Source organism: Leptolyngbya sp. NIES-2104 (assembly GCF_001485215.1).
In the GTDB taxonomy this organism is placed as follows: domain Bacteria; phylum Cyanobacteriota; class Cyanobacteriia; order Leptolyngbyales; family Leptolyngbyaceae; genus Leptolyngbya.
The window spans coordinates 3,666,810-3,681,303 of the sequence record NZ_BBWW01000001.1 but is presented as its reverse complement, the minus strand read 5'-3'; the positions used below and the strand labels follow the sequence as shown (position 1 = coordinate 3,681,303).

Annotated in this window: 14 protein-coding genes; 8 read left to right on the top strand and 6 right to left on the bottom strand. The window is 47.8% G+C overall.

The genetic code is table 11. The annotated features are described in order from the left end of the window. Positions 1-9: 9 nt before the first annotated feature. The gene (locus NIES2104_RS31870) at positions 10-171 is read right to left on the bottom strand and encodes a hypothetical protein (protein ID WP_192843602.1); all 162 of its coding nucleotides are present in this window, start codon (positions 169-171) and stop codon (positions 10-12) included. 258 nt (positions 172-429) lie between these two features. Between NIES2104_RS31870 and NIES2104_RS17440 the strand changes: the two genes are divergently transcribed. After that, positions 430-897: a hypothetical protein gene (locus tag NIES2104_RS17440; RefSeq protein ID WP_058999550.1), complete on the top strand. Its 468-nt coding sequence runs from the start codon at positions 430-432 to the stop codon at positions 895-897. Here NIES2104_RS17440 and cysC read toward each other — a convergent pair. Genes cysC through NIES2104_RS17425 form a run of 3 tightly spaced genes read right to left on the bottom strand, consistent with a single transcriptional unit; the run spans position 878 to position 3,441 of the window. Then, positions 878-1,450, bottom strand: coding sequence for an adenylyl-sulfate kinase (gene cysC / locus NIES2104_RS17435; RefSeq protein WP_225895257.1), 573 nt, complete (start codon positions 1,448-1,450; stop codon positions 878-880). The genes NIES2104_RS17440 and cysC overlap by 20 nt on opposite strands. Next, positions 1,450-2,226, bottom strand: coding sequence for a sulfotransferase (locus NIES2104_RS17430; RefSeq protein ID WP_058999549.1), 777 nt, complete (start codon positions 2,224-2,226; stop codon positions 1,450-1,452). Before NIES2104_RS17430 ends, cysC begins: the two co-directional genes overlap by 1 nt. A 54-nt stretch (positions 2,227-2,280) precedes the next feature. Then, on the bottom strand, positions 2,281-3,441 hold the full coding sequence (locus NIES2104_RS17425) for a quinone-dependent dihydroorotate dehydrogenase (protein ID WP_058999548.1): 1,161 nt from the start codon (positions 3,439-3,441) through the stop codon (positions 2,281-2,283). Between the two features lie 139 nt (positions 3,442-3,580). Between NIES2104_RS17425 and NIES2104_RS17420 the strand changes: the two genes are divergently transcribed. From NIES2104_RS17420 to NIES2104_RS17400, 5 genes are all read left to right on the top strand, one after another. Continuing rightward, entirely contained in the window at positions 3,581-6,310 is a 2,730-nt protein-coding gene (locus NIES2104_RS17420) for a GAF domain-containing sensor histidine kinase (protein WP_058999547.1), read from the top strand. Between the two features lie 95 nt (positions 6,311-6,405). After that, complete coding sequence (locus NIES2104_RS17415) at positions 6,406-6,828, top strand: hypothetical protein (protein ID WP_058999546.1); 423 nt, start codon at positions 6,406-6,408, stop codon at positions 6,826-6,828. 2 nt (positions 6,829-6,830) lie between these two features. Beyond that, positions 6,831-8,723: a penicillin-binding protein 2 gene (locus NIES2104_RS17410; RefSeq protein WP_072218092.1), complete on the top strand. Its 1,893-nt coding sequence runs from the start codon at positions 6,831-6,833 to the stop codon at positions 8,721-8,723. Between the two features lie 56 nt (positions 8,724-8,779). Continuing rightward, positions 8,780-10,435 (top strand): DUF3685 domain-containing protein, encoded by a 1,656-nt coding sequence (locus tag NIES2104_RS17405; protein WP_058999545.1) that lies wholly within the window; start codon positions 8,780-8,782, stop codon positions 10,433-10,435. Between the two features lie 167 nt (positions 10,436-10,602). Beyond that, the gene (locus tag NIES2104_RS17400) at positions 10,603-11,418 is read left to right on the top strand and encodes an SPFH domain-containing protein (RefSeq protein ID WP_058999544.1); all 816 of its coding nucleotides are present in this window, start codon (positions 10,603-10,605) and stop codon (positions 11,416-11,418) included. Positions 11,419-11,527: 109 nt separating this feature from the next. Here the strand turns inward: NIES2104_RS17400 and folP are convergent, their stop codons facing one another. After that, entirely contained in the window at positions 11,528-12,373 is an 846-nt protein-coding gene (gene folP / locus NIES2104_RS17395; protein ID WP_072218091.1) for a dihydropteroate synthase, read from the bottom strand. Positions 12,374-12,570: 197 nt separating this feature from the next. Between folP and NIES2104_RS17390 the strand changes: the two genes are divergently transcribed. Beyond that, the gene (locus tag NIES2104_RS17390) at positions 12,571-12,849 is read left to right on the top strand and encodes a photosystem I reaction center subunit X (RefSeq protein WP_058999542.1); all 279 of its coding nucleotides are present in this window, start codon (positions 12,571-12,573) and stop codon (positions 12,847-12,849) included. Between the two features lies 1 nt (position 12,850). On the opposite strand, the gene NIES2104_RS17385 is transcribed toward NIES2104_RS17390, so the two are convergent. Continuing rightward, a complete protein-coding gene (locus NIES2104_RS17385) occupies positions 12,851-13,663 on the bottom strand; it encodes a rhodanese-related sulfurtransferase (protein ID WP_058999541.1) in 813 nt (270 codons plus the stop codon). Between the two features lie 102 nt (positions 13,664-13,765). Between NIES2104_RS17385 and NIES2104_RS17380 the strand changes: the two genes are divergently transcribed. After that, on the top strand, positions 13,766-14,494 hold the full coding sequence (locus tag NIES2104_RS17380; protein ID WP_058999540.1) for an SH3 domain-containing protein: 729 nt from the start codon (positions 13,766-13,768) through the stop codon (positions 14,492-14,494).

The following is a 14,494-nucleotide window of genomic DNA, read 5'->3' as shown; positions in this document are numbered from 1 at the left end:
GTTAAGCGCTCAGGTTTCGTCTCGAATTAACCAAGTCACCATTCCTAACACGAAGAGCCAAAACGCCCAAGTGGGAACTTGTAGGTAGGTGAGCACTTCTGAAGGAAGTAGAACAAGTCGCACGGTGAGTAATCCCAGAAATAGTAGCACAGTCAAGATCCCGATTAACATTTCGCCCTCGTTTATTCTAAAAATCCTGAGAGTCAGTTATATGAAGCGAACACTCATAGGAAGTGCAGATATGTCTTCGATCGTACAATACGAGTCTGGATGTGTTTTAGAAATTTTCGCTTCGTTCGCGCCCGCCCCGGAATGGAATTCGGAGCGGGTGAACAACGCAGTGAACAGACCTTAAAACACGCCCTAAATTCAATAAGACACAAAGATTCTCATTACATTCGACTTTGATTTATGGGGAGCTTCTAAATCATGGGATATTCAAAACAGATAGCAATTTGGGGAATCGGATTATCGATGTTGGTGGCGATTCCAGCGATCGCACAGTCTGATAATCTTAGAAGCTTAACGCTCGATAATCAGACGAGTTCGGGCATGATGATGGGATCGACCGGGGGTAGAACATCGCTACCTGCGGTGGTGAGTAATAACGATCGACAAAATCAAAGATGTCTCGGCTTTGGTGATCCGTCTCCGGATCATACATTGGTGCTGAAGCGTCCGTTTTCTTCGGTGTCGCTGCGAGTGGATAGCGGTGGCGGAGATACGACGCTGTTGATTTCGGGTCCGGGGGGTGTGCGCTGTGCGGATTCGGGTGAATCAGGAGGCGATGTGCGAGTGCAGCAAGATGGCTGGGAAGCCGGAACTTACCAGATCTGGGTAGGGACTGTAACCCCGAATGTGAATCGGGATTATCGTCTTATCGTGCGGGGAAAATAGCGATCGCGTTCATCACTTTAGCGATACTTTGCTCGATCGATTCAGTAGCGGTCGAGCAAATGACTTCCGGATCGAATGGCGCTTCATACGGATCATCGATTCCGGTAAAGCGTTGAATTTCCCCGTTTCGCGCTTTTTGGTACAGTCCTTTTACGTCTCGCTGTTCACAAACTGATAAAGGCGCATCGACAAAGATTTCGACGAATGAGCCGATTTGCTGGCGAACTTCCTCGCGAGCGGCGCGATACGGTGAAATCGCAGAAACGAGAACAATCACATCATTTCGGGTGAGCAAATGTGCGACAAATCCGATCCGGCGAATGTTTTCGATGCGATCGCTTTGACTAAATCCTAAGCCTTTCGTCAAGGTTTGCCGCACTAAGTCCCCGTCTAGATGCTCAACTTTCAAGCCTTGATCGATGAGCTTTTTGTAAACCGCTTGGGAGATTGTTGTTTTACCTGCTCCACTTAATCCTGTGAACCAGACGGTTAAACCTTTTTGAGCGATACGGGGTTCGAGTAACTCTAACGATTCGATCGGTTGCAGCATCATTAGACGGAATTCCTCACATAGTTCTCATAGTCGATCGCAGAAACGGTGTGCGATCGTAGTCGTTGATAGTATTCATCGATCAAAGTGACACCTGTTTCAGTGGCAGCTTGATGATGATAGTGAGCGGGATCAATCACAGCCGCAGCACGATCGATCAAAGCGCGATCGAGTTGAAAATATTCTGCGAGTTTCTCGGTTTCTCTATGAGGATTGGTCATGAGATCCTCATAGCTCAAGAAATAGACAGGTAAATCGCGAGTGAAATACGTTGCTGCTAAGTTGAATTGCAGCCAGAATCGCAAATGTCGATCGACATCCCAACCTTCCCAATTGAGAAACAGCGATTGATTCGATTTGAGAAAGCTAGACGGCGATCGAAATGTCAAAATCACATTCAAGCTGTAACCGAGTTCGGTCAGGACTCGCTGCCACACCGGAAACGTGAGGGAAAAGCGCGGATCTTTTAGACCGATCGAGGTAGATTCGCCCCACTCTTGAAGAATTTGAGTTTTTAGATTTTGCTCGTGTTCGAGAAAGCGATCGCTCTCCCAGTCTTGTTCAGTCGGGAAAAAGAAATCGGTGTAGCAATGTCCCAAAGCTTGAACCAATTGGTTATTCGCTTCATTGATCCATTTGAGTTCAAAGAAAACCGGATTGTGTCCGCCTTGGATGAAGTGTTGATCTGAGCCGAAATCGATCCCAAATTCCGATAAAACGTGACTTGTAACCGATGTTCCGCTGCGTTGTGCGCCGAGAATGAGAAACGCCGTTTTCATGAGCAAAATCGCAGAACTTTTCAATATTAAAAGAAAAGTTCTAGAATCCCTACCTCACTCTGCGGGATTAAAATGATCTGACCCGATCGCATCTTTAAAACTAGAAAATTCCGATCGCTCTAATCGCTCTTCCAGTCCTTGCAGAATCCGCTTCACCATCGTTGGACCTTCATAAACCCAACCTGTATAAACCTGGACTAGACTTGCTCCAGCCGTAATCTTTTCCCAAGCATCATCGGCTGAGAAGACTCCTCCGACTCCGATGATCGGTAAAGTTCCACCCGTTTGTTTCCAAATTGAACGAATCACCTCAGTCGATCGCACCCGCACTGGAGCACCACTAATTCCGCCTGCTTCCTCAGTGATCGGATTGCCGCGAACGGTTTGCGTTTTCAGTCCATCTCTTCGGATCGTGGTGTTGGTCGCAATGATGCCAGAGAGTTGATAACGCTGAGCTAGATCAACGATCGCAGAAATATCTTCCCATTCCAAGTCGGGTGCAATCTTGACGAGCAGCGGTTTTTCAGACTGATTCTCGGTTTGGAGCGCGGACAGAATTGGCTCCAATTGATCCGTTGCTTGAAGCGATCGCAGTCCGGGCGTATTTGGAGAACTAACATTCACAACAAAGTAGTCACCGAGCGATTTCAACAATCGGAAGCTGCCTAGATAATCTTCTGCGGCTGATTCAAGCGGTGTGATCTTCGACTTGCCGAGATTGATCCCAATCGGAATTCCTGATTTTCGGTGTTCGAGACGCGATCGTAGTGAAGCCGCTCCCTGATTGTTGAATCCCATCCGATTTAGAGCAGCGAGATCTTCGGTTAAGCGAAACAGTCGAGGTTGAGAATTGCCGGGTTGTGCGTGAAACGTGACGGTTCCCAGTTCCGCAAATCCGAAACCAAAACTCGACCAAACATTCGCCGCAACACCATCTTTATCAAAACCTGCCGCCAACCCGATCGGATTCGGAAACGTCAAGCCCCAGAGCGATTGAGCTAATTTCGGGGACTCATAGCCATAGAGATGATCAACCTGCGATTGCATCCATTGGGCAGAATTTAGCCAAGACAGCGATCGTAAAGTCTGAACATGCAGCCACTCTGGATCAGCATTCAAACCCGAAAACAGCACTGGACGAAGAATCGATCGATAAAAATCTGACACTGGAGAAAAATTCAGTAAAAACAAGAGAGCATCGCTACAGTAGCGCATTTTGAGCCACGATAGCTTCGCTGCACCAAGCGTGTTCGCGCTGTGTGATTTCGTGCAAAACCTATCTCCTCCGGGCACTCTAAAAAACGAGTAGGCGCGTCTGCCTGACACAGAAGAGCTATTCCCCCGGCTGATTTACATGGGTCACTCGAAAGAGACAACGCAATCTGAACAACAACTCAATGCCCTCAGTCGCGTCCTGCAACGTCTGCGAGAGGGTGACACTGTTGCGATCGAGACCATTTACGCCTATCTCACGACTTGCTTTGCGTTCGATCTCGTTTGGATTGGCTTATACGATCGTATAGAACATCGCTTGTTTGGCAAAGGGGGTAAGAGCACGATCAAAGATGCGCCGTTCTTAAAACAACGATTTACCCTGACTCCCGGAGATATTCTCGAACAGGTCGTGATTCAGCAAAATCCGCTCACTCTGCCTGATTTACGAGCGGAACAACGTGCGAATGAATGGCGAAAATTTGCTGAAAAAGCGAATATTCAAGGCACAGTCGTCTTTCCAATTTCGTTTAAAGATCGGTGTTATGGAGTCGCGATCGTCGGTTCAAGCCTGTGGGGAAACTTTCCAAGACCCGAAGAACAATCGTTAATTTCAATCGCACTCGGTGAATTTGCAGCAACACTAGAAAGCGCAGAAAAAGAATGGAAGCGACAACAGATTAAGCAATTGGATCGTCCGATGTTGTCAATGCTATCGGAACTACGATCGCTACTAAATTTTGAGCAGCGCCTCGATCGCGTGATCGACCAAACTCAGAATTTTGTTCAACCTGCTCGTACCAGTGTGTATTGGTTTGAGCGAACCCGTCGTTACTTCTGGCGTAGAGCAACTTCGCAGAAAGGAACGCGACTGATTGACGATTCATCAGGCTTAACCATTCAGGAAATGAGCAGTTTTTATCAAGCTCTACAAGCCGATCAAGTAGTCGCGATCGGAGAATCGATGAGCCTGATTAAAGCAGATATCACGCTCCGAGTCATGGAATTTATTCGAGCGCGATCGCTAATTGCTGCCCCGATTTTGTATCAAAACGAATTACTCGGATTTCTCACAGCGGAAAGTGACGAATCGAAGATTTGGCAGGATGAAGATAAACAATTCATGAAAGCGGCGGCTCAGATGCTTGCACTCGTATCGCCGCTCGAAGGCATGGAAACCACGATCGAACAAGTCAAACTCGATCAAGCATTAACCGCAAAAATTGCTCAAGCGATTTATAGTACGGGCGATGGAGTGACCGCACTTCAGAATGCCGCGAACTTGTTGAATCAGCGGTTAAAAGTCGATCGGGTTCTAGCTTTGGCATATGACCCAGATCAAGATGCGTTTGAAGTCCGATACCAAACTCAGCCAAAATACAAGCGCCCGTTACCGTCTTGGTTTGCATCACTCAGCCCGATCGATTGGCAAATGTTGGAAAAACAATCCACGGCGATCGCGATTGAGAATTTGGAAGACGATTTGCGATTTGCGGCTTGGCGGACTCCGCTCCTCGAAATGGGAGTGCGATCGCTGTTAGTGTGCAATACGGCTCCAGAAAAATCCGTGGAAAGCTTGTTAATTTTGGCAAACGAAGCGCCCCGATCGTGGAACCAGTCTGAAGGCGAATTTACGAAAATTGCGGCTCAACAGATCGGGATCGTCCTCAGACAGTGGCGACTCCAGCAGCAAAACGACCAACAGCAAAAGATTTACCAAACCATTCAATGGGGATTGAATACGATCCAGCAAACGCAGCATTTGGATCTGTTGGAAAAATCTGCATTGCAGTACATTGCTCAACTTTTAGAAGCACCGATGGCGGTTTTGGTGGCTTGGTCAGCAGGGCGACGAGTTGGACGAATCGTGCAATCGAATCAAGAGCGCAAATTCAACATAGATCCGGTTCTGAAAGTCTCGATCGAGACGGATATCTTTCTCCATCGCGTTCTGGCACATGACGGAATTTTATCGGTGTCGATCGACGAAATCCCGATCGAAACTCGTCAATGGTTGAACGCGCCCGGAATCGGTCAACTGTTAGCCATCACACTCAGAACGGCTCCCGAACATGAACCGACTGCGATTCTACTCGTAGCAGATAGTTTAGGGAGACAGTGGCTCGATCGACAATTGACCGTTTTAAACACACTGGTCGCACAGCTTGCCTGGTCACGGCGGCATCTCATCGTCGCGGAAGTTCTGAAACGCGATCGCGATCGATTAGAACGTTTGAGCTGGTACAAACACCGTCGATTAGAAGATATGTATCGATCGGTAAAATTCAGTGCGTCTCGCTTGAGTGAACTGGCACAAAACGATGCCAGACAAGCTCAATTTGTCCGCCAAATTGATGACGCGATCGAACCTGTGCGCCAAGTGATTCGTGATGAACAATGGCAACTCACGGTCAGAAACGAGACGGTGCAGATGATTGGACTCGTGAGAAGAGCACTCGATCGAGTTGAACATTTACTGAAACAGCGGCAACTCTGGTCACAAGTTCACCATGAAATCAATCCGATGATTTTCGGGGACATTACCAAGATCGAATTGGTGCTGTATGAATTGCTACTGATCGCTTGTCAAAGAGCCAACCCAGGCGGACGGATTGATATTTGGTGTCGGCAGATCGATGTTGAATGGATGGAAATTGCAATCACTGACGATGGCACGATCGAGCCGCGACTGATCGAAGAACTTGAAGCCGGACGTGCCGTGGATCTCCTTGCTCCGACAACATTAGACAAACCGCCCGGACTTCATCTCGCCATCTGTCAAGCTTTGATGCAACAAATGGGATCGGAATTCAACCTTTACAAACTCGACGATGGACGCATCATGAGCCGATTAGTACTCCCGATCGGGTGAGATTACGGAAATTCAAACCTTTGAGCTTCACAACCGAAAACTACCGATACAATGTTCGCTTGAAGGGCGATTCCTGCGTTCATTGTGAGGGTGATATGTCTGCGGCACTCAATTCAAAGCGATCGAAAAAACCAGCGGCTTCTGTGCGGCAATTACCGAACCGAGAACAGCCGCCTCAATGGTTACGATCGCTGCTTCTCACTCAGCAAGTTTCCGTATTTGCCACATTTGTACTAGCTGGGGCGGTACTTGCCGTTTATGGCTGGACGGTTTATGCTCAACAGCTTTGGGGCAAAGAATATAGTCGCCTCGAACAGTTGCGCCGCAACGAGCGTCAAATCACAACCAGCGGAGAGGTTCTGAAGAATCAAATTGCGAATCAGTCGAATCGTCCCGGTTCTACGCTGGTGCCGCAAAATCCTGATAATTTGATTTTTCTCAGAACGGCTCCGGCTCGTCCTGAAAAGCCCGTGAGTGCATCCTCGCAATCCTCGCCTGTCGCACCCCTAGGTTACTAACTATGTCAAAACGAGGAAAGCCTACCTCCTCAGTGCGTCGTCCGGTATCGAGTTCTGTCAGTCGATCGAATTATTTATCGATCGTAGAACAGTTTCGTGTTCGTATTCTCGATACTCCGCTAACTGCACAATTGATCGAGCGCTTTCGTACCGCACAAGCGAAACCTAGTGCTCGTCGGCTGTTTCTCGTTTGGGCAATTCTCGTTAGCGCAACGGTGCTCTTGACCCTGAATCTAGTTCGGCTGCAAGTCTTTCAATCTACAGATTTACTCAAACAGGCACGCGCTCAACAAACAACTTTTTTGCGTCCGTTTGTGCCGCGTCGTCCAATTACCGATCGCAGTGGCAATGTGCTCGCGATTGATCGTCCGGTGTATACGCTCTACGCTCATCCAATTGCCTTTAAAGAACCGAAAACCGAGATTGCAACGAAACTTTCAGAGATTCTCGGCACATCTGCGGGTGAGTTACTTCAGCGCTTGAATTCTGCCGAAAGTGGAATTCGAGTTGAATATGCGGTATCTGAATCGGCAGCCGATCGCATTCAATCGCTACAGCTTGACGGGCTAGAACTCGCTCAACAACAACAGCGACTGTATCCACAGCAGAATTTAGTCGCGGATGTTGTCGGATATTTGGATATCGATCGCATCGGGCAAGCGGGTGTGGAATATGCTCACAAAAATCTACTGGAACGATCGGTGAAATCGGTGCGCTTGAGTCGGACAGGATCGGGGGTAATGATGCCCGATCGACTTCCGGGCGGATTTTTGCAGGTGGATAACTTACATCTGCAATTGTCGATCGATAATCGGGTTCAACGAGCCGCCTTAGATGCCCTTCAACCGCAGCTTAAGAAATTCAACGCAAAACGTGGGGTTGTGATCGCAATGGATGCGAAAACCGGGGAAATTCGGGCAATGGCATCTGATCCGTCTTATGACCCAAACCAATTTTATAAAGCGAACGTTGAGCAGTTTAAGAACTGGGCGTTAACCGACCTGTATGAACCGGGATCGACGTTTAAGCCGATTAATATTGCGATCGCGCTCGAAGCAGGAGCGATTAAACCTGATCAAGTGATCAACGACGAAGGCGCAATCCAGATCGACGGGTGGCCCATTCAAAACTTTGACTATTCGACCGCAGGCGCACGCGGACCCAGCACGATTACCCAAATCATGGAGCATTCGAGTAATGTCGGCATGGTGCGAATCATTCAACAGATGTCGCGTCCGACCTATTACGCTTGGCTTCAAAAAATCGGACTCGGTAAGCCGACTGGAATCGATTTACCGTTTGAAACGGCTGGACAGTTAAAGGATCAAAAGACGTTTCTAGAATCTCCGATCGATGCGGCGACGAGTTCTTTTGGTCAAGGGTTCTCCCTCACTGCTCTACAACTGGTTCAGCTTGAGGGTATTCTTGCAAGTGGCGGCAAGTTACTCACGCCTCATGTCGCTCAAGGCTTATTCGATGAGCGTGGACAACCCTACTGGCAAGCGAATTCTGCGGAACCGAAGCAAATCTTTTCACCGCAAACGGCTCAAACCGTTCTTCAGATGATGGAATCGGTGGTGAAGAATGGAACTGGAAAAGCGGCGCAAATTCCCAACTATCGAATCGGTGGAAAAACCGGAACGGCACAGAAAGCAGGTCCAAACGGGGGCTATATTGAAGGCGCGAAAATTACCAGTTTTGTGAGTATTTTCCCGATCGAGGCTCCGCGCTATGTGGTTGCGGCGGTGATTGATGAACCGAAAGGCGAAGATGCGTTTGGTTCAACCGTTGCGGCTCCGATCGTCAAAGCGGTGATGGAAGCGCTGATCGTGGCTGATAAGATTCCGCCTAGTGCAGACGCGGCTCCTGTTCCGAGTCCAACTCCGTCACCTTGATACAGTTCGGTTGTACAACAGATTGCTAAGCTGTTTAATCAGAGTTTGACAAGTGGATGGATAGTTTAGCGGAAGTTCGGAAAGTGATTATTGTGGAGCGAGATCCGGTGTTCCGATCGGGCTTGCTTGGCTGTTTTAGTCGATTTCCAGAATTTCGAGTCGTCGCAGAAGCGGAATCGATTCCGATCGCATGGCGAACTTTAGCCGAATTCTCTCGCGATCGCATTGATGCCATTCTGATCGGAGTCGGAATCGAATTCGCGCTACAAGTCAAATTGCAGTATCCAACGATTCCGATTCTCTTAATCGAGCCATTCACTGAACTGGAATTAAGAACCGCATTTCAAGCAGGAATTGAAGGCTATTGTCCGAAAGGAAGTTCGATCGCTGAATTTGTCAGTGCGATTCGCGAAATCACTTCCAGCCAACCTTACTGGCGACCGGATGTATTGCAGCAGTTGACCGTATCAGGAACGCGATCGCAGTCGATTAGTGTTGCAAAAGTGATTCGGCAAAATTGGCGATCGTCGGGATTGTCTCAGATTGAAGCGGCATTAAATGACATCGAAGCACAATTACGATCGGGTAATCTTTCCGCGCTCGATCGGCTTTTTCTAACGGGACGAAAACGCGAACTCAAAGCGGCTCGATGGCTGGTTCAAAGAGCGTTACCGTCTGAAGAAATTCGACCGAATCCACGAGCGATCGTACCTGTAGAATCTGCGCTCACGGTTTCAGAACCTTTAGAAGTCGTGCCAGAAGCGCCGCGCCCGAAGGCATGGCAGGGAGAAATTCTCGATCGTATTGCCGCAAAACTTCAATCGAATCTCGATAACTTAACGAATATTCCACTGGAAATCGACATTCTAAGAATCGAAAAGAAGCGGGAATTATTTTTTACGATTCTGCGGCAGTTTGAAGAATTGCTCGATGAGTTGAGATTTTCTCAGATTCAACCGGATCAATTCGCAGCAAAACAATCCGATATTTTGCGCGATTTGTGGCAAGCGAGCGTGATGCAATTTTTCGGGAGATATTCGATGGTTCGAGTCAAAAGACAAGACATCGAAATTGTCGCCTCACTGCTCAACGAATCCACGATCGTTCAAACTCAAATCCTTGATCAAATTCCGCTAACTCAGGCAATTTTTGAGCACTTACTGTTTGAAACGCCCTTGATTGTCGATCAAATGCGGTACGAAGTGGGCACGATCGAAGCCCGCGATCGTGCGATTGATCTCTTAGAAAATCTCATGATTCAGATGGCGAATGCGGTGATTCAACCGCTTCTGAATCGGTTCGCCAATCTCGAAGCGATCAAACAAGGATTCTACGATCGACGCTTGTTATCCACTCGTGAAATTGAACGATTTCGCAATGATTTATCCTGGCGATTTCGAGTCGAGCGGTACTTTACCGACCCAAAATTAGTCTTTGAAAGTCGCTATCGATTATTCGTTCTAACGGAATATGGCATCGATCGAATTGTGGTTTATTTTCCTAGAACCGAGGAACTCGAATCGCTTTCAGGGGTACAGTTCGCGGTCACTCTCGCACTCGAAACTCGTGATGCGATCTCTCCAAGATTGAGAGGAACGATCGCGTTTTTCGGCAGTGGAATTGTCTATATTTTGACCGAAATCATCGGACGGGGAATTGGACTAGTCGGGCGCGGAATTCTCAAGGGCATTGGAAAATCGGTGAAAGGATAGCACAAATTCGCGCTAGAACGGCACAATATTATCAGCAAAAATGCACCGACACCTTGAATTTCGGGCACAAATCTGCAACATTTTCAAATAGAGCGATTAGACTAAACTTGCCACCTCTATTTTGAATTCCACATTAATAACGTCTGGTCCCGACGGGAGCGCAATCTATGCTTGAGATTACTGGTGCATTATTTCTGATTGTTTTAGGCTACATCATTGGATCAGTCCGCATTGTTGAGCAGGGCGATCAAGCGATCGTGCAACGACTCGGACAATTCAAACGCATCCTTAATCCAGGATTAAATTTTGTGATTCCGCTGATGGACACGGTGCTGATCGAAACGATTCGGGAACAGCTCCTAGACATCGAACCCCAACGCGCATTCACGAAAGATAATGTGCCGATCGAAGTCGATGCAGTCGTTTCCTGGCAGATTCTCGATCTGAGAAAGGCGTACTACGCAGTTGAAGACCTCGAAGAATCGCTCAAGCAAATTGTGATTTCGACGATGCGAAACGAAATCGGACAACTGACGCTAGAAGAAACTTTTTCCTCAGCAGGTGCAATTAATCAAGCGTTACTGCGTCAGCTTGATAAATCTACGGCAAACTGGGGCGTAAAAGTGATTCGAGTCGAGGTGCAAGAATTTCAAATTTCTCCATCTCTACGCGAATCGTTGGAAAAAGAGCGGGCAGCCCGAAGCGAAAAGCAAGCCGAACTCACCCGCACTCAAGGAACCGTTCAATCGATTCAACAGTTAGCGCAAGCACTCCAGGGACAAATGAACGCGGATGATGTGTTGCGCTATTTGGTGGCGAAAGATTACGTCACCGCAAGTATGGAACTGGGTCGAAGCGATAATTCTAAAATCGTCTTTATGGACCCACGTGCTTTGAATGAAGCTGTAACCGATTTGATGGGACATGCCGAAGTGATCCAGCCTCGCGATCGCGGCAATATCGACGGAAACGGTGACGCTTAGAGATTAGGAGGCTAGGGCGTGTTTTAAAGCCTTTTCACTCCGTTGCTCACCCGCCCCGAATTCCATTCCGGGGCGGAAGTGAACGAAGCGAGGGGTTTCAAAACACGCCCTAGCCCTCCTTTTTTTCTCGCCAAATGGCATCGGTAACCCGGCAAGCATCACGCATTTCTGCCACATCATGCACCCGAACTACATCGGCTCCATTGACGATCGCGCTCACACAAGCGGCAGCCGTTCCCCACACTCGCTTCTTTGGATCAGGCTGGTCGAGAATGTGCCCGATAAAGCTCTTGCGAGACGCTCCGACTAGAATCGGACAATTTAACGCTTGAAAGGCTTCTAATCGTCTGAGAATCTCCAAATTTTGATCGTACTTTTTCGCAAATCCGATTCCTGGATCAATCATGATTTGAGAAATTCCATGTGCGATCGCGCTTTCAATTCGTTCTTGCAAGAATTCGTTAATTTCCTGAATCAAATTCTCATACTGCGTGAGGGATTGCATTGTTTTCGGTGTTCCTTTCATGTGCATCAGAATGATCGGAACACCTAATTTACCAACGGTTGAAAGCATCTCTGAATCGAAGACCGCTCCAGAAATGTCATTGATCATATCCGCTCCAGCAGCGATCGCTTCTTTAGCAACTTGCGATCGAGTCGTATCTACAGAGATCGGAATCTCAAACTTCTGCCGAATCGCTTCGATGACTGGAACGACGCGATCGAGTTCTTCCTGCAATGTCACCTCATCAGCATTCGGGCGCGTGGATTGTCCACCGATGTCGAGAATGTCCGCACCATCTTCGATCATTTGAGCCGCTTGAGCGATCGCATTTTCCAAGGTGTTGAACTGTCCCCCGTCGCTAAAGCTATCCGGTGTGACGTTTAGAACGCCCATAATGTAGGTTCTTTGTCCCCAGTGGAAGGTCGATCGCGGTAGTTCCCAAGCTTGCATAGCATCATTTCAGAGTGTGAGACTTTGATCATCTCATCAATGCTCGTGCGCGTTGAAGATTTTAGATTCGTGCTCGTGAAATTAGCATCAATCTCGTTCCCTACCTTTAGGTAGAGATTGATTCCGGTACTAAGACAGACGAAAAACAGAAGTCGATCGACCAATGATAGTTCCAGTATTGTTATGGAGTAATCGCTATGCTGTCGAATGTACTTGCTGCTGCGTTTCAACTACCGCCATCGGGTGAATTGTGGAACTGGCAAGGCACACCCTTTATCGTCGGTGCTTGCTTGCTCGTATTGTTAATCGGTTCGCGCACTATCAAATATCCTCATACCGGTGCAAGAATGCCGCTGCCGTTCTCGAAATCGCTGTTTAACAACATTAGTGTTGCAGGATTCCTAGCTTGCATGAGCTTCGGTCACATTCTCGGCTTCTTGCTGACTCTGGGATTTGCAAACACTGCACTCCGATAGTTCAAGTCTCTGCACAGTAGGGACAAGATTCGCCAGGGTGATAGTGCGATGAAGCTTGATCAGTTTGAGAAAGCGGATATCCACAGGCTTGACACATTTCATAAGAGCCATCATTCAAACCGTGAGTAACCGCGACTCGCTGATCAAACACAAAACATTCACCCTGCCATAAACTTGCTTCGGGTGGTACTTCTTCTAAATATTTGAGAATGCCACCTTCTAAGTGATAGACTTCCTCAAATCCCTGAGAAAGCATGTAGGACGAAGCTTTTTCACAGCGAATTCCACCCGTACAAAACATCGCTACTTTCTTGTGCTGAGTCGGATCAAGCTCGGATTGTACATAGTCGGGGAACTGTCGAAATGAAGCAGTTTTCGGATCGATCGCACCTTTAAAACTCCCGATCGAGACTTCAAACTGATTCCGCACATCAATCACCGTTACGTCTGGATCAGAAAGAATCTCATTCCAATCCTGCGGTTTCACATAAGTTCCAACTTGCCGAGTCGGATCAACTTCTGGACAGCCCAGCGTGACGATTTCCTTTTTCAGCTTGACTTTGATGCGATCGAATGTGCGCAAGTCTGTTTCCGATTCCTTCACGCTCAAATCTGCAAATCGCGAATCTTGGCGTAAATGATCTAGAACTGTGTCGATCGCGTCTCTTGATCCGGCAAGCGTTCCATTAATGCCTTCTTGCGCTAATAGAATCGTTCCTCTCAAATTCTGCGCCTGACAGAGTTCGAGAATCGGCGATCGCAATTCGACATGATCGGGCAGTGAAACAAATTTGTAAAACGTCGCAACCAACATAAGCCCCAAGAAATCCTGAATATTTAGTTTAGCGCCTAGAGTTTTCCGTGATTCGATCGACAATGATTGAAGCTGAATTTAAGAGACTCTCGCTTCTCATCTATGCTGCTCAAATCATTTCACCTTCTCGGATCTGCTGCTTTGATCGCGCTCATTGTAGGCTGTTCTTCTCAATCTCCAACTATTTCAACTTCTCCTACTCCGATCGTCTCCACCTCTCCCAGTACTCAGTCCCTACAATCGAGTCCTGAAGTACCACAAGCCACAGTTAAAAAAGATTCGCGCACTGTTGAGAAATGTGTGATTCGGATGGTGAAAGTGAATGACCCAGAATCGCCGCTAAACGTGCGATCGACTCCGAACGCTGACTCGAAAGAAAACATCGTAGGACAGCTAAAAAATGGCACATTCGTAGACGTGCAAGCTGAAGAAAATGGCTGGTTCAAAATCAGCGGCGAGACTCCGGGATGGATTGCTCGATCGAGAACCGAACATAGCTGCAATGAACGAGTTGAGCGGATTGAATTAGGGCAGGGTTCGATCGAAATTCGCGATCGCTTTATTGGTGGTGGAATTCACAGTTATCGCTTCAAATTCGACAAAGGACAGCGGATCACCGTGACGAGTTCTAGCGGGCAGCTTCCGCTGAGCCAAAGGCAACGCGGTTCGATCTTTCCGGTGATTATCGCGCCAGATGGAAAAGCGATCGTTGGCTCACCGGATCAGCCGAGTCCCTGGACAGGTGAACTACCTGAAACTGGAGAATACACGTTTCAGTTTGAATCGAACTTTAAAGGGTATGCGTATACGTTTTCGATCGATGCACGCTGA

Excerpts from the sequence above, each read along its gene's own strand:
- NIES2104_RS17410 (WP_072218092.1), top strand. The coding sequence starts at position 6,831 with ATGTCAAAACGAGGAAAGCCTACCTCCTCAGTGCGTCGTCCGGTATCG.
- NIES2104_RS17425 (WP_058999548.1), bottom strand. The coding sequence starts at position 3,441 with ATGCGCTACTGTAGCGATGCTCTCTTGTTTTTACTGAATTTTTCTCCA.
- cysC (WP_225895257.1), bottom strand. The coding sequence starts at position 1,450 with ATGATGCTGCAACCGATCGAATCGTTAGAGTTACTCGAACCCCGTATC.
- NIES2104_RS17430 (WP_058999549.1), bottom strand. The coding sequence starts at position 2,226 with ATGAAAACGGCGTTTCTCATTCTCGGCGCACAACGCAGCGGAACATCG.
- NIES2104_RS17385 (WP_058999541.1), bottom strand. The coding sequence starts at position 13,663 with ATGTTGGTTGCGACGTTTTACAAATTTGTTTCACTGCCCGATCATGTC.
- NIES2104_RS17420 (WP_058999547.1), top strand. The coding sequence starts at position 3,581 with ATGGGTCACTCGAAAGAGACAACGCAATCTGAACAACAACTCAATGCC.
- NIES2104_RS17415 (WP_058999546.1), top strand. The coding sequence starts at position 6,406 with ATGTCTGCGGCACTCAATTCAAAGCGATCGAAAAAACCAGCGGCTTCT.
- NIES2104_RS17390 (WP_058999542.1), top strand. The coding sequence starts at position 12,571 with ATGCTGTCGAATGTACTTGCTGCTGCGTTTCAACTACCGCCATCGGGT.
- NIES2104_RS17400 (WP_058999544.1), top strand. The coding sequence starts at position 10,603 with ATGCTTGAGATTACTGGTGCATTATTTCTGATTGTTTTAGGCTACATC.
- NIES2104_RS17380 (WP_058999540.1), top strand. The coding sequence starts at position 13,766 with ATGCTGCTCAAATCATTTCACCTTCTCGGATCTGCTGCTTTGATCGCG.
- NIES2104_RS17440 (WP_058999550.1), top strand. The coding sequence starts at position 430 with ATGGGATATTCAAAACAGATAGCAATTTGGGGAATCGGATTATCGATG.
- folP (WP_072218091.1), bottom strand. The coding sequence starts at position 12,373 with ATGCAAGCTTGGGAACTACCGCGATCGACCTTCCACTGGGGACAAAGA.
- NIES2104_RS31870 (WP_192843602.1), bottom strand. The coding sequence starts at position 171 with ATGTTAATCGGGATCTTGACTGTGCTACTATTTCTGGGATTACTCACC.
- NIES2104_RS17405 (WP_058999545.1), top strand. The coding sequence starts at position 8,780 with ATGGATAGTTTAGCGGAAGTTCGGAAAGTGATTATTGTGGAGCGAGAT.